Below are 12,771 nucleotides of genomic sequence, written 5' to 3' on the forward strand. Positions count from 1 at the left end.
GGGCAGATTGACGCACCCTGCGACTCGAGAAGTCCGATGGAGGGACCGCAACTACCTACGCGACGCCCCACGGGAGCGCCCCAAAGGGGCGCGGGGCTGTACCGGATTTGCGGCTCCGCCGCGCGGGCACGCCCAGCCACGACGGCGCCCTGAAGGGGCGCGGGGCTGTACCGGATTTGCGGCTCCGCCGCGTGGGCGCGACCAGCCACGACGCCGCCGCAGATCAACGACGGTCTCGCGGCACATCCAGCGACCGCAACTACCTGCGCGACGGCCCGCCGAGCCACGCGGACCGCCTATCCCTGCCGACGAACCTTGCGCAGCCGCATCCTCACCGCCCGCTGAGCAACAGGCCCCAGCTCCTCCAGCGCCCCGACCAGCCCCGCCAACTGCTCCAGCGCGTCCAGCGCGCTCATCGCGCCCGCCTCGTCCACGCCCTCGTACAGCTCAAGACCGATGAAGGCGGCGGCCACGGCACGGGCGAGCCCGGCCGGGTCGGTGAACTCGCCCATCGGGCTGCCTTCGAGCACCCGGGCGAGCACCTTCTCGATCTCCTCCACCCACAGGTCGAGCCCGGCGGCGGTCGCCGGGGCGAGCCCCGGCTGGGTCTGCGCGCCGGCCAGGAGCTGGCCGAGGAAGGCGACGTGGCCGCCGCGCTTCTCCTCCTCGTGCATGACCCGGCCGAAGGCGAGGAGCTCGGTGAGGGTGGTGACGGCGGCCAGTTGCGGCCGGTAGCGGGCGACGCGCTGTTCGGCGCCGTGCCGGCAGGCGGCGGCGAGGAGTTCGTCGACGGAGCCGAAGTGGTAGAAGACCAGCGCCTGATTCACCCCGGCCGTGGCCGCGACGGTGCGCGCCGACGTTTTGGCGATGCCCTGCTCCGCGAGCGTACGCAACGCCCCCACCAGCAGTTTCTCCCTGGTTTCCGCCGCACTCACGCGCGGGCCTCCTCGCGGATCGGGCGCAGCCCCGGCCGTATGCCGTGCGCTGTCGCGTTCATGAAGGCGGCCCGGAAGGACCCCTCGTACCCGAAGAGCGGGCCGAACCGCCGGTTGACCACCCTGACACGGATCCGGAAGCGCCCTGTCCAGTCGTCGTAGTCCTCCCTGACCTCGGCGTCGCCGCCGAGGAGGTGCGGGACACGGACGTCCAGCGGGCCCTCGCGGAAGCGGTGCTCGCCGGAGCGGATGACCAGGCCGCCCGCCGGGTCGGCGGAGAAGTGGAGGTCGCTGGCCAGGTGCTGGTGGGTGCCGAGGTAGTCGAGGACGCAGGCGCGCTCGGGGCTGTAGATCATGGTGGCGTCGAAGCGGCGGGGGCCGCCGGGGAGGTGGAAGGTCCGCACGAAGGTGACGGTTTCCCGGCCGTACGAGTCGAGGTACGGGACGTTCTCGATGACGAAGGGGACGTGCCGTCCGGTCTCGGGGACGAGGATGTTGCGGGTCGCACCGAGCTTCAGGAACGGCCGTACGAAGCCGGGACCGTGCCAGATCCGGTCCATGACGCCCCGCCCCACGCACGCCTCGCCGCTGTCCAGGCCGACGGAGAAGCGGCGCTGGAGCATGGGGTGGAGGCGGTCGAAGGTGTCGTCGCCCATGGATGTGCGGAAGACGGAGGCGTTCATGCCTGCTCCAGGGTGGTGAGGATCGCGGGGGTACGGACCGGGGCGGGCGGGGTGCGCAGGCAGCGCCGTGCGGCGGGCGTGCCGGGCAGCGGCGGCAGGAGGACCGCCGCCACGAGGAGCACCGCCGCGAGCACGGGGGCGCCGCCCGCGAGTTCGGGCACGTGGACGGCGAGCGCGGGCCCGCTGCCCGCCAGGACGACCGCGAGGACGGCGACTGCGATCCGGAGCGTCAGCTCGGCCAGCGCCCTGACCAGCGAACGCGCCGGGCTCGTCCCCCGCTCCAGCCAGATCCGCAGCCGGTCGAAGGACCAGGCGGTGGCCCACCCCATGAGCGGCCGGAACAGCAGCCGGTCGGCCGCCTTCCCGAACCGCCCCCACCGCGGCCGGTAGTCGTACCCGGTGAAGAAGCGGATTCCGTCCGGCGTCGGCACGTACCGCCAGTAGCCGCTGCCCTCCGCGAGGAGCGAGAGCGGGTGCGAGGAGGCGAAGCGCAGGGCGGAGGTGCGGGTGCCGTCGGGGCGGTGCCGCTCCCCCGCCGAGACGCCGGTCCCGGCGACGGTGAGGAAGGGCAGCACCTTGGTGGCGTACCGGAAGCGCTGCGGCTCGCTCTCGTCGGGGCGCGGCAGGTGGTCGATCTCGGTGAAGCGCAGGTCCCAGCGCTGGTGCTGGGCGGGTTCCTGGGTGCGCTCCCAGAGGAGTTCCTGATCGGCGCGGATCAGCGCCTCGACGTACAGCTGCTTCATGTGTCCACCCCACGGACCGACGATTTGAGCGACTGCTCAAAATGGAAGGTACGCCTTTTTGAGCAGTCGCTCAACCCCTCTTTGAGCGACTGCTCAAAATCGGGGCAGCAAAAAACCCCTGGCCTTCCGGCCAGGGGTTTTCCCAGGTGAATACCGGCGGATCAGGCGGACAGATGCCGCTCCACCGTCTCGACCTTGGAGGCCAGCCCGTCGGTGACCGACGGGCGGATGTCCGCCTTCAGGACGACGGAGACGCGCGGCGCCCGCGCCTCCACGGCGGCCACGGCGCGCTTGATCACGTCCATGACCTCGTCCCACTCCCCCTCGATCGAGGTGAACATCGCGTCCGTACGGTTCGGCAGCCCGGACTCCCGGACCACGCGCACGGCGTCGGCGACGTACTCCCCGACGTCCTCGCCCACGCCCAGCGGCGTGACGGAGAAGGCGACGATCATGCGGCGGCCGCTTCCTTGCGGGCGCGGGCGGCGATCACGGCGTGCTCGGCCTCGGCCTTGAGCTTGCGCTCGGCGAAGAAGCCGCCGGTCGGCAGGACCGACATCACGAAGTAGAAGGCGGCGGTCTTCAGCGACCACTTGGTCCTGTTCCACGCGTCCGCCCAGAAGAGGACGTACAGCACGAAGAGGAGGCCGTGGATCGCACCCATGGCCGGTACCGCGTTGAACTCCGTGGTGCGCTTGAGCACCGAGCAGACGAGCAGCAGCAGGAAGGACACCGCCTCGGGGGCGGAGACCAGGCGGAGGCGGCGGAGTGCGGAAGCGGTCTTGAGATCCACGGAAGGGCAACCTTCGTCATCGGGGACTGGCAGCGGGGGCGCGATCTTGTGAACGTATGCACAAGCGCGGAACCATTGTGGCATCCGGCTTTGCCAACCTTTGGCTCAGGGTCGGTTCGGGGGCGGGATCGGCCGGAAGGCGCTGGTCCCGGGGACGTCCGCCGGATACCTTCGACCCGTGGCTCAGTTCAGACTCCAAGGCAGCAAGGTGCTCGCCGTCGACATGACCGGGGACGCCGTCAAGGCGAAAAACGGCTCCATGGTGGCGTACGACGGCCAGATCGCCTTCAAGAAGATGACCGGCGGCGGCGAAGGCGTGCGCGGCATGGTGACCCGCCGCCTCACCGGCGAACAGATGACGGTGATGGAGGCGAAGGGGCACGGCACGTGCTACTTCGCCGACCGCGCCAGCGAGATCAACCTGGTGAGTCTGACCGGCGAGAAGCTGTACGTCGAGTCCAGCAACCTGCTGTGCACGGACGCCTCGCTGCGCACCGGCACCACCTTCACCGGGCTGCGCGGCGGCGCGAGCGGGAACGGTCTGTTCACCACGACCGTGGAGGGACACGGCCAGGCGGCCCTCACCTCCGACGGCCAGGCGGTCGTGCTGCGGGTGACGCCCCAGTACCCGCTCCAGGTCGACCCCGGCGCGTACGTCGCGCACACCGGCAACCTCAACCAGTCCTTCCAGTCCGGGGTGAACTTCCGGACCCTCATCGGCGAGGGCTCCGGCGAGGCCTTCCAGATCCGATTCGAGGGCGAGGGCCTGGTGTACGTCCAGCCCAGCGAACGCAACACCGTCGGGGGCGACGTCTGATGCCGTTCCGCGAGATCAATGCCCGGATGGTCGAGGCGCAGGTGCAGCCGGGCCAGAAGATGTACAGCCAGCGCGGCGCGATGCTCGCCTACAAGGGCGACGTGTCGTTCACCCCGAACATCCAGGGCGGCCAGGGCGGCGTCATGTCGATGATCGGCCGCAGGGTCGCGAACGAGGCGACCCCCCTGATGACGGTCGAGGGCAGCGGCACCGTGATGTTCGGCCACGGCGGCCACCACATCCAGGTGATCACCCTCGCCGGGGACACCCTGTACGTGGAGGCGGACCGCCTCCTCGCCTTCGACGGGGCCCTCCAGCAGGGCACGATGTTCATGGGCTCGCAGGGCGGGGTCATGGGCATGGTGCGCGGCCAGGTCACGGGCCAGGGCCTCTTCACCACCACTCTCAAGGGCCACGGCGCGGTCGCCGTCATGGCGCACGGCGGCGTCATCGAGCTGCCGATCACCCCGCAGCGCCCGGTGCACGTCGACCCGCAGGCGTACGTCGCCCACCACGGGGACGTCACCAACAAGCTGTCGACCGCGCTCGGCTGGCGCGACATGGTGGGACGCGGCTCGGGCGAGGCGTTCCAGCTGGAGCTGTCCGGCCAAGGCGCGGTGTACGTCCAGGCATCCGAGGAGAAGCTGTGACCGGCCCCGTAGTGCTCGACCCGCACACCCTCCCCTCGGACGACAACGTCAATGCGTACACCTTCTGCGTGGAGCTCAAGGGGAGCCAGTGGTTCCTGCAGAAGGGCAAGATGATCGCCTACTACGGGCAGATCGAGTTCAACGGCATCGGCCACGGCCGCTTCGACCGGCTGATGCGGACCTCCTTCCACTCGCCGCTGCACGCCAGTGACTGGGTGGTCGCCGAGGGCAGCGGCAAGATGCTGCTGGCCGACCGCGCCTTCGACGTGAACTCCTTCGACCTGGAGGAGGGCAACCTGACGATCCGCGCGGGCAACCTCCTCGCCTACCAGCCCACCCTCGCGCTGAAGCAGTCGATCGTGCCGGGCTTCCTCACCCTGATCGGTACGGGCAAGTTCGTCGCCGCGTCCAACGGCCCGGTCGTCTTCATGGAGCCGCCGATCCGCGTCGACCCGCAGGCCCTGGTCGGCTGGGCGGACTGCCCCTCGCCCTGCCACCACTACGACCACGGGTACATGGCAGGGCTCCTGGGCGGTCTGCGGGCGATGACCGGGATCGGCGGGGCGTCCGGCGAGGAGCACCAGTTCGAGTTCGTCGGGTCGGGCACCGTGCTGCTCCAGTCGACCGAGCTGCTGATGGCAGAGCAGGCCGTGGGCGCGGTGGGCGCCGGCGCGGGGCAGAATGCGGGGGTCCCGGGCAGCGGCGGTCCGGCCGGGGGCCAGGGCTCCAGTCCGCGTCTGCCGGGTCAACTGGGGGACCTCCAGCGCCGGTTCGGACTGTGAGCGGTAGTCTGCGGAGCGTGACGCACCACTGCGGACGCCCGTTCGGCGCCCGGGGGTGCCCGGAGTCACACTCCCAGACTTTGTCCAGTATTCAACTTCTTAGGTAGAATCCGACCATGCCCACCATGGACAGCGAACCCCCCTTCGACGGCACTGCCGCCGCCCCCTGGCTCAGCGACGCCGAACAGTGCGCCTGGCGCACCTGGCTGGACGCCAGCAAGCTGCTGATGCACCAGCTGGAGAAGGACCTCCAGCCGTTCGGTCTGACCAACAACGACTACGAGATCCTGGTCAACCTCTCCGAGTCCGCCGACAAGCGGCTGCGGATGAGCGACCTGGCGGCTGCCACCCTCCAGTCCAAGAGCCGCCTCTCGCACCAGATCACCCGCATGGAGACCGCGGGCCTGGTCCGCCGCGAGAACTGCGAATCGGACCGGCGCGGGCTGTACGCGGTCCTCACCGAGCAGGGCGGCGCGGTGATGCAGAAGGTCGCCCCGCACCACGTGGCGTCCGTGCGCCGCCACTTCATCGACACGATGCCACCGGAGGAGCTGCTCCGGCTGCGCGACTCCCTCACCCCGATGACGGAGGAACTGCGCGGCAGGCGCGGCAAGGCCTGACGGGCCCGGGGGCCGGACAGCGCCCCGCAGCCGGACCGCCACGGACCGGACCACTACCGGCCGGACTCCTGCAGACCGGCCAGTACGAGCGTGAACACCGCGCCGCCGCCCTGTGCCTGACGCACCGTCAGCGTTCCACCGTGCCGGTGCGCGACGTCCCGGGCGATGGCCAGACCGAGACCGGCCCCGCCGTCGTCCCGGCTCCGCGCGTCGTCGAGCCGGACGAACCGCTCGAAGATCCGCTCCCGCTCGGCCTCCGGCACCCCCGCCCCGTCGTCGGCGACCTCCAGCACCACGCGCCCGCCCTCCCCTCTCCGCAACGTCACCGCGACCGAACTCTCCGCATGGCGCTGCGCGTTGTCGAGCAGATTGCCGAGCACACGCGCCAACTGCCCACGGGATCCGGCCACTTCGAGGCCGTCCGCCAGCGCCGCCGACACCGGATGACGCTCGCCTTCCGCACGCTGCGCGAGTTCCTTCCGTACGAGCGCGGACAGGTCGAGCCGGGCCGCCCCCGGCTTCTCGCCCGCGTCGAGCCGGGCGAGCAGCAGCAGGTCGGCGGCCAGGTCCTGCAGTCGTACGGTGTCCTCGACGGCCCCCTCCAGATCGAGCAACTCCGGGTGTGCGGCGGCCACTTCGAGCTGGGTCCGCAGCGAGGCGATCGGGCTGCGCAGTTCGTGCGAGGCGTCGGCGACGAAGCGGCGCTGCCGGTCGACGGAGCGCTCCAGGGCGGCCAGGGTCTCGTTGGTGGTGACGGCGAGCCGGTCCACCTCGTCGCCGGTGCCGGGCGCGGGCACCCGGCGGACAAGGTCCTCCGACGCGGTGATGGCGGCCATCTCGCGCCGGATGCCCTCGACGGGCCGCATCGCCCGCCGGGTGACCAGCCAGGTCACCCCGCCCACGACCACCAGCAGCACCGGCAGCCCCACCAGCATCGCGGAGCGCACGGTCTCGACGGCGGTCTGCTCGGTGGCGAGCGGCGCCCCCGCGTACACGGTCACGGTCTCACCGCCGCGGGTCGTGGCCTCGACGGCGGCGAACCGGTAGTCGGCGGTGTCGCCGTCGACGGTGGCGGTGCCGGAGCTGTGGGCGGGATCGTCGCGCGAGACCTCGCCGCGGCCGGGGTCGCCGCTGTCGTCCCGGTCGTCGTCGCTGTCCCCGTCCGCCGGGGCCCGACCCGGCGCGACCGGCTTCACCTGCGCGCTGCCGGTACCCGAGATCGCCTCCAGCTTCTTGCTGACGGCCACCAACTCGCCCTTTTCGTTGAGGACTTGGACCGGATTCTCCTCCTCGTCCGGCAGCTCCAGCCTGCCGTAGGGAACGCCCAGGGCGACCTGCGAGGCCACCTCCTGGGCGGCGACCTCGGACTGGAGGTCGGTCTGTCCCGTGAGGTGGGAGCGCAGGACGAGCAGGACCGCGAGCCCGGCGGCGATCAGCGCGACGGCGACGACGGCGGTGGCCCCGAGGGCGGCCCTGGCCCGTACGGAACGCAGCCTCACAGCGCCACCAGGCGGTATCCGGCCCCGCGCACGGTCTGGATGCGCTCGGCGCCCAGCTTCCTGCGCAGGGTCGAGATGTAGACCTCGACGATGTTCGGGTCGCCGTCGTAGGCGAAGTCCCAGACGTGCTCCAGCATCTCCGCCTTGCTGACGACGGCCCCCGGCCGCAGCGCGAGCTGTTCGAGCACGGCGAACTCCTTCGCCGTGAGCGTGACTTCGTCCTCGCCCCGGTGCACGCGCCGGGCGGCGGTGTCGAGGGTGAGCGCGCCGACGGTCAGTACCGGGGACTGTCCGGCGCTCCCCCGGCGCCGCAGCAGGGCCCGGATGCGGGCGAGGAGGACGACGTACGAGAAGGGCTTGGTGAGGTAGTCGTCGGCCCCGGTGTCCAGCCCCTCCGCCTCGTCGTACTCGCCGTCCTTCGCGGTGAGCATCAGGATCGGCACGTCGTTCCCGGCGGCGCGGAGGGTGGCGCAGACCCGGTAGCCGTTCATCCCCGGCAGCATGATGTCGAGGATCAGCAGGTCGTACGCGTGCTCGCCCGCCAGGTGCAGCCCCTCCAGCCCGTCGTGGACCACGTCCACGGCGAAGCCCTCGGCGGTGAGCCCCCTGGCCAGGGACACCGCGAGCCGCTTCTCGTCCTCCACGATCAACAGGCGCATGCGGACCAGGGTCGCAGCACGAACCTGAAACGGGCTTCAGGCGGCTTCAGGCGGCGTTCAGCATCCGGGGTCCAGGTTGGTGTCCGTAGCAAGCGGCACCACCGGATTTCCAGCCGGATCCCACACCTCGGGAGGACCCCATGAAGCGCAAGTTCGTCATCGTCACGGCAGTCGCCGTCGTACTCGCCGGAGCAGGCACGGCAACGGCGCTGAGCGTGGCGTCGGACGACGCCCCGAAGGCCGCCCCCGCATCGGGCGCGAGCGTGACGAAGGCCGTCGACACCGCCGCGTCCGCCGTCCCCGGCACCGTGACCGGCGTGGACCTGGAGAACGACGGCCGGGAGTGGGACGTCGACGTGTTCGGCAAGGACGGCAAGTGGTACGACATCACGGTCGACCCGGCGGGCTCCAGGGTCGTGAACAAGCACCTCGACGCCGACAACGACGACCGCGCCCGGCACGCCCCGCAGAGCGCGCCCGTCACCATCCGGAAGGCGATGGAGGCCGCCCTCAAGGTCACGCCGGGCAGCGTCACCGAGGCCGACCTGGAGAACGGCCACTGGGAGATCGAGATCCACGACAGGGCCGGCCGGGGCCACGACGTGAACGTGGACGCCAGGACGGGCAAGGCGAAGGCCGTCAAGGACCAGGACCCCGACACCTCGGACGACGACGGGACCTCGGACGACGACGGTGCCGCCGGGACCTCGGACGCCTCCGACGACGGTGCCGCCGGGACCGCCGGGGACGACGGCCGGGGCACGAACGGCTCCGCCTCCGACACGCGCCCGGACTCCGGCTCGGACGACTGACCGCCGTCCGCACCGCTCCCCCGCCGCTCGCCCCCACCCTTCGCCCCACCGCCGGGGAGGCGAACTCCACGAGCAGCCCCGTCAGGGGCGCGGGGAACTGCGCGAGCAACCACAGCACACCCGCAGGAAAAGCACCTTCCCCGCGGCGAGCTCCCCGCGACGGCACCCGCAGATGTACTCAGCGGGGAAGGGCAGAGGCTCGCCGCAGGCGCGGTCGGCCCGCACGGCCCAGGTGCCGCCCCACCCCGAAGGCCCCCGCAGGGAACCTCACCCCTCCGTGACCCCCGTCACCAGCTCGTCCGCCGCCGCGTACGGATCCAGCTCCCCCGCCACGATCCGCGCCGCCAGCGCGTCGAGCCGCCGGTCGCCCCGCAGGGAGCCGATCCGTTCCCGCAGCGTCGTGACGGCGATCGTCTCCACCTCGTGGGCCGCACGGGCCGCCCGTCGCGCGACCAGCACCCCGTGCTCCTCCATCCACGCCCGGTGCTTCTCCAGCGCCTCGACGACCTCGTCGATGCCCTCGCCCCGCGCCGCGACCGTCTTCACGATCGGCGCCCGCCAGTCCCCCGGGCCCCGGGACTCCCCCAGCCCCAGCATGTGGTTCAGCTCGCGGACGGTGGCGTCGGCGCCGTCCCGGTCCGCCTTGTTGACGACGTACACATCGCCGATCTCCAGGATCCCGGCCTTCGCGGCCTGGATCCCGTCGCCCATCCCGGGGGCGAGCAGCACCACCGAGGTGTCCGCCTGCGAGGCGATCTCGACCTCCGACTGCCCGACGCCGACGGTCTCGACGAGCACCACGTCGAAGCCCGCCGCGTCCAGGACGCGGATCGCCTGCGGGGCGGCCCATGCCAGACCGCCCAGATGGCCGCGGGTCGCCATCGACCGGATGTAGACGCCGGGGTCGGACGCGTGGTCGGCCATCCGGATGCGGTCGCCGAGCAGCGCGCCGCCGGAGAAGGGGGACGAGGGGTCGACGGCCAGCACCGCGACCCGCTTCCCGGTCCGCCGGTACGACGCCACCAGCGCCGACGTCGATGTCGACTTGCCGACTCCGGGCGACCCCGTGAGCCCGACCACGTACGCGTTGCCCGCCAGCGGCGCCAGCGCCGCCATCACCTCGCGAAGCTGCGGGGACGCCCCCTCGACCAGCGAGATCAGCCGGGCGACGGCCCTGGGCCGCCCTTCCCGGGCCTGTTCCACCAGCATGGGGACGTCCTGCATCGTTCAGCTCCGCTCAGTCGTGTCAGCGCGTACGTAACAAGGGGTAGCGAGGACTACTTGCCCGGTACGCGCACGATCAGCGCATCGCCCTGACCGCCGCCGCCGCACAGCGCCGCCGCACCGACCCCGCCGCCACGGCGCTTCAGCTCCAGCGCCAGGTGCAGCACCATCCGTGCGCCGGACATGCCGATCGGGTGCCCCAGCGCGATCGCACCGCCGTTGACATTCACCTTTTCCGGGGAAACCCCGAGGTCCTTCATTGACTGGAGCGCGACGGCGGAGAAGGCCTCGTTGATCTCGATCAGGTCGAGATCGTCCACGCCGATCCCCTCCTTGCCCAGCGCGTGCTGGATCGCGTTCGACGGCTGCGAGTGGAGGGAGCTGTCCGGTCCCGCCACGTTGCCGTGGGCGCCGATCTCGGCGATCCACTCCAGGCCCAGCTCCTCGGCCTTGGCCCTGCTCATGACGACCACGGCCGCCGCGCCGTCCGAGATCTGCGAGGCCGTGCCGGCCGTGATCGTGCCGTCCTTGCCGAAGGCGGGACGCAGCTTGGCGAGCGCCTCGACGGTGGTGTCGGCCCTGATGCCCTCGTCGGTCGACACCAGCACCGGGTCGCCCTTGCGCTGCGGGACCTCGACGGGGGTGATCTCGGCCGCGAAGACGCCGTTCTTCGTGGCGGCGGCGGCGCGCTGGTGGGACTCCGCGGCGAACTCGTCCTGCGGGGCGCGCTCGATGCCGAGGAGCGCGTTGTGCTTCTCGGTGGCCTCGCCCATGGGCAGGTGGGTGAAGGAGTCGGTCAGGCCGTCGTACGCCATCGAGTCGATCATCTCGATCGCGCCGTACTTGTGGCCCTCGCGGGACTTCGGCAGCAGGTGCGGGGCATTGGTCATGGACTCCTGGCCGCCCGCGACCACGATGTCGAACTCGCCCGCGCGGATCAGCTGGTCGGCCAGCGCGATGGAGTCCAGGCCGGAGAGACAGACCTTGTTGACGGTCAGGGCCGGGACGTTCATCGGGATGCCCGCCTTGACGGCCGCCTGGCGGGCGGGGATCTGGCCCGCACCTGCCGTGAGCACCTGGCCCATGATCACGTACTGGACCTGGTCGCCACCGATGCCCGCACGCTCGATGGCCGCCTTGATCGCGAAGCCGCCGAGGTCGGCCCCGGAGAAGGACTTGAGGGAGCCGAGGAGACGGCCCATGGGCGTCCGCGCACCCGCGACGATGACGGAAGTGTTCGTTCCGGAAGTTCCAGGCATGAGGCACGGCCCCTTGGGAGGTTGGGAGTGAACGAGGGTTTACCTGAATGTACTGACGCCGTACTCGCCCGTCACCGGGCATCCGGTGTGACGGCGCGCACGTTGCGTAACCGGCGTCAACCGCGCTGCACTGAGGGCATGATGACGCGAATCGATCACATCGGGATTGCCTGCCACGACCTCGACAAGACCGTCGAGTTCTACCGGGCCACGTACGGCTTCGAGGTGTACCACTCCGAGATCAACGAGGAGCAGGGCGTCCGCGAGGCCATGATCAGGGTCAACGGGGCGTCCGACGGCGGCGCCACCTACCTCCAGCTCCTGGAGCCCACCCGCGAGGACTCCGCGGTCGGCAAGTGGCTCGCCAAGAACGGCGAGGGCGTCCACCACATCGCCTTCGGCACCGCCGACGTCGACGCCGACGCCGCCGACATCCGTGCGAAGGGTGTGCGCGTGCTGTACGACGAGCCGCGCATCGGCTCGATGGGGTCCCGGATCACCTTCCTGCACCCCAAGGACTGCCACGGCGTCCTGACCGAACTGGTCACCGCGGCCGAGGGCGGTCACGGGAGCAGTCAGGAGGACCACTGACTCCCGCCCGACCCGGCCGGTAGAGTGAGCCGTTCCGGGCCGGGGCCGGGAAGAGGGCCTGTGACTCGTGGCCCCCTGTTGATCTGACACCATTCCCCCGGGGGCCCACCCGCTGACAGGGTGGGGCCGTGCGACCAGCGGGCCGTACGACGACACGTACGACTACAGCGTCACGACAGACAGTTGCGACCAGGGGACGGATGGGACCGCGCAGTGCGGGGCTACGAACGCCAGGAGAGCCCTCAGCGGGCTGAGTCCGACAGTCTCTCGATGTTCGAGGCCGAGATGGACCGGCTGAAGACCGAGCGGGAGAAGGCGGTCCAGCATGCCGAGGACCTCGGCTACCAGGTCGAGGTGTTGCGCGCCAAGCTCCACGAGGCGCGCCGCAACCTCGCGTCCCGTCCTGCCTACGACGCGGCGGACATCGGGTACCAGGCCGAGCAGTTGCTCCGCAACGCCCAGGTGCAGGCGGACCAACTCCGCACCGACGCCGAGCGCGAGCTGCGCGACGCCCGTGCCCAGACGCAGCGCATCCTCCAGGAGCACGCGGAGCACCAGGCCCGTCTCCAGGCCGAGTTGCACCAGGAGGCGGTCACCCGTCGCCAGCGTCTCGACCAGGAGCTCGCCGAGCGTCGGCAGACCGTCGAGTCGCACGTCAACGAGAACGTGGCCTGGGCCGAGCAGTTGCGCGCCCGCACCGAGGC

General features: G+C 71.3%; 15 protein-coding genes and 1 pseudogene. 7 read left to right on the forward strand and 9 right to left on the reverse strand.

The genetic code is table 11. The annotated features are described in order from the left end of the window. Positions 1 to 296: 296 nt before the first annotated feature. The 5 genes from ACWGIG_RS11525 to ACWGIG_RS11545 form a co-directional block, all read right to left on the reverse strand. Positions 297 to 935, reverse strand: coding sequence for a TetR/AcrR family transcriptional regulator (locus ACWGIG_RS11525; RefSeq protein ID WP_453321339.1), 639 nt, complete (start codon positions 933 to 935; stop codon positions 297 to 299). After that, complete coding sequence (locus tag ACWGIG_RS11530) at positions 932 to 1,618, reverse strand: DUF4166 domain-containing protein (protein WP_453321340.1); 687 nt, start codon at positions 1,616 to 1,618, stop codon at positions 932 to 934. Before ACWGIG_RS11530 ends, ACWGIG_RS11525 begins: the two co-directional genes overlap by 4 nt. Next, positions 1,615 to 2,361 (reverse strand): hypothetical protein, encoded by a 747-nt coding sequence (locus ACWGIG_RS11535; RefSeq protein WP_453321341.1) that lies wholly within the window; start codon positions 2,359 to 2,361, stop codon positions 1,615 to 1,617. The genes ACWGIG_RS11530 and ACWGIG_RS11535 overlap by 4 nt, the downstream gene beginning before the upstream one ends. A 161-nt stretch (positions 2,362 to 2,522) precedes the next feature. Beyond that, entirely contained in the window at positions 2,523 to 2,816 is a 294-nt protein-coding gene (locus ACWGIG_RS11540; protein WP_453321342.1) for an MTH1187 family thiamine-binding protein, read from the reverse strand. Then, positions 2,813 to 3,154: a DUF3817 domain-containing protein gene (locus tag ACWGIG_RS11545; RefSeq protein WP_453321343.1), complete on the reverse strand. Its 342-nt coding sequence runs from the start codon at positions 3,152 to 3,154 to the stop codon at positions 2,813 to 2,815. The genes ACWGIG_RS11540 and ACWGIG_RS11545 overlap by 4 nt, the downstream gene beginning before the upstream one ends. Positions 3,155 to 3,332: 178 nt before the next feature. Between ACWGIG_RS11545 and ACWGIG_RS11550 the strand changes: the two genes are divergently transcribed. From ACWGIG_RS11550 to ACWGIG_RS11565, 4 genes are all read left to right on the forward strand, one after another. Then, complete coding sequence (locus tag ACWGIG_RS11550) at positions 3,333 to 3,971, forward strand: AIM24 family protein (RefSeq protein ID WP_453321344.1); 639 nt, start codon at positions 3,333 to 3,335, stop codon at positions 3,969 to 3,971. Beyond that, a complete protein-coding gene (locus ACWGIG_RS11555; RefSeq protein WP_453321345.1) occupies positions 3,971 to 4,621 on the forward strand; it encodes an AIM24 family protein in 651 nt (216 codons plus the stop codon). Before ACWGIG_RS11550 ends, ACWGIG_RS11555 begins: the two co-directional genes overlap by 1 nt. Beyond that, a complete protein-coding gene (locus ACWGIG_RS11560; RefSeq protein ID WP_453321346.1) occupies positions 4,618 to 5,403 on the forward strand; it encodes an AIM24 family protein in 786 nt (261 codons plus the stop codon). Before ACWGIG_RS11555 ends, ACWGIG_RS11560 begins: the two co-directional genes overlap by 4 nt. A 125-nt stretch (positions 5,404 to 5,528) precedes the next feature. Further along, positions 5,529 to 6,023 carry a MarR family winged helix-turn-helix transcriptional regulator gene (locus tag ACWGIG_RS11565; RefSeq protein WP_453321355.1) on the forward strand — a complete coding sequence of 165 codons (495 nt, stop codon included), beginning with the start codon at positions 5,529 to 5,531 and terminating at the stop codon, positions 6,021 to 6,023. A 53-nt stretch (positions 6,024 to 6,076) separates the two neighbouring features. Here the strand turns inward: ACWGIG_RS11565 and ACWGIG_RS11570 are convergent, their stop codons facing one another. Together ACWGIG_RS11570 and ACWGIG_RS11575 are read right to left on the reverse strand one after the other, a co-directional pair. Beyond that, complete coding sequence (locus tag ACWGIG_RS11570; RefSeq protein ID WP_453321356.1) at positions 6,077 to 7,516, reverse strand: sensor histidine kinase; 1,440 nt, start codon at positions 7,514 to 7,516, stop codon at positions 6,077 to 6,079. Between the two features lie 2 nt (positions 7,517 to 7,518). After that, positions 7,519 to 8,181 (reverse strand): response regulator transcription factor, encoded by a 663-nt coding sequence (locus ACWGIG_RS11575; protein ID WP_453321347.1) that lies wholly within the window; start codon positions 8,179 to 8,181, stop codon positions 7,519 to 7,521. 140 nt (positions 8,182 to 8,321) lie between these two features. Here ACWGIG_RS11575 and ACWGIG_RS11580 point away from each other — a divergent pair, with 140 nt between their 5' ends. Then, a complete protein-coding gene (locus ACWGIG_RS11580) occupies positions 8,322 to 8,993 on the forward strand; it encodes a PepSY domain-containing protein (RefSeq protein ID WP_453321348.1) in 672 nt (223 codons plus the stop codon). A gap of 267 nt (positions 8,994 to 9,260) precedes the next feature. Here the strand turns inward: ACWGIG_RS11580 and meaB are convergent, their stop codons facing one another. Both meaB and ACWGIG_RS11590 read right to left on the reverse strand, forming a co-directional pair. Further along, positions 9,261 to 10,217 (reverse strand): methylmalonyl Co-A mutase-associated GTPase MeaB, encoded by a 957-nt coding sequence (gene meaB, locus ACWGIG_RS11585; protein ID WP_453321349.1) that lies wholly within the window; start codon positions 10,215 to 10,217, stop codon positions 9,261 to 9,263. Between the two features lie 53 nt (positions 10,218 to 10,270). Continuing rightward, complete coding sequence (locus ACWGIG_RS11590) at positions 10,271 to 11,476, reverse strand: acetyl-CoA C-acetyltransferase (protein ID WP_453321350.1); 1,206 nt, start codon at positions 11,474 to 11,476, stop codon at positions 10,271 to 10,273. Between the two features lie 138 nt (positions 11,477 to 11,614). Between ACWGIG_RS11590 and mce the strand changes: the two genes are divergently transcribed. Continuing rightward, a complete protein-coding gene (gene mce / locus ACWGIG_RS11595; RefSeq protein WP_453321351.1) occupies positions 11,615 to 12,067 on the forward strand; it encodes a methylmalonyl-CoA epimerase in 453 nt (150 codons plus the stop codon). Positions 12,068 to 12,280: 213 nt separating this feature from the next. Beyond that, positions 12,281 to 12,771, forward strand: a pseudogene (locus tag ACWGIG_RS11600) (hypothetical protein); the annotation flags it as partial.

The organism is Streptomyces sp. NPDC054863 (assembly GCF_053610825.1).

Coding starts and splice junctions, on each gene's coding strand:
- ACWGIG_RS11530 (WP_453321340.1), bottom strand. CDS start 1,618: ATGAACGCCTCCGTCTTCCGCACATCCATGGGCGACGACACCTTCGAC.
- ACWGIG_RS11535 (WP_453321341.1), bottom strand. CDS start 2,361: ATGAAGCAGCTGTACGTCGAGGCGCTGATCCGCGCCGATCAGGAACTC.
- ACWGIG_RS11540 (WP_453321342.1), bottom strand. CDS start 2,816: ATGATCGTCGCCTTCTCCGTCACGCCGCTGGGCGTGGGCGAGGACGTC.
- ACWGIG_RS11555 (WP_453321345.1), top strand. CDS start 3,971: ATGCCGTTCCGCGAGATCAATGCCCGGATGGTCGAGGCGCAGGTGCAG.
- ACWGIG_RS11565 (WP_453321355.1), top strand. CDS start 5,529: ATGGACAGCGAACCCCCCTTCGACGGCACTGCCGCCGCCCCCTGGCTC.
- ACWGIG_RS11575 (WP_453321347.1), bottom strand. CDS start 8,181: ATGCGCCTGTTGATCGTGGAGGACGAGAAGCGGCTCGCGGTGTCCCTG.
- ACWGIG_RS11580 (WP_453321348.1), top strand. CDS start 8,322: ATGAAGCGCAAGTTCGTCATCGTCACGGCAGTCGCCGTCGTACTCGCC.
- meaB (WP_453321349.1), bottom strand. CDS start 10,217: ATGCAGGACGTCCCCATGCTGGTGGAACAGGCCCGGGAAGGGCGGCCC.
- ACWGIG_RS11590 (WP_453321350.1), bottom strand. CDS start 11,476: ATGCCTGGAACTTCCGGAACGAACACTTCCGTCATCGTCGCGGGTGCG.
- mce (WP_453321351.1), top strand. CDS start 11,615: ATGATGACGCGAATCGATCACATCGGGATTGCCTGCCACGACCTCGAC.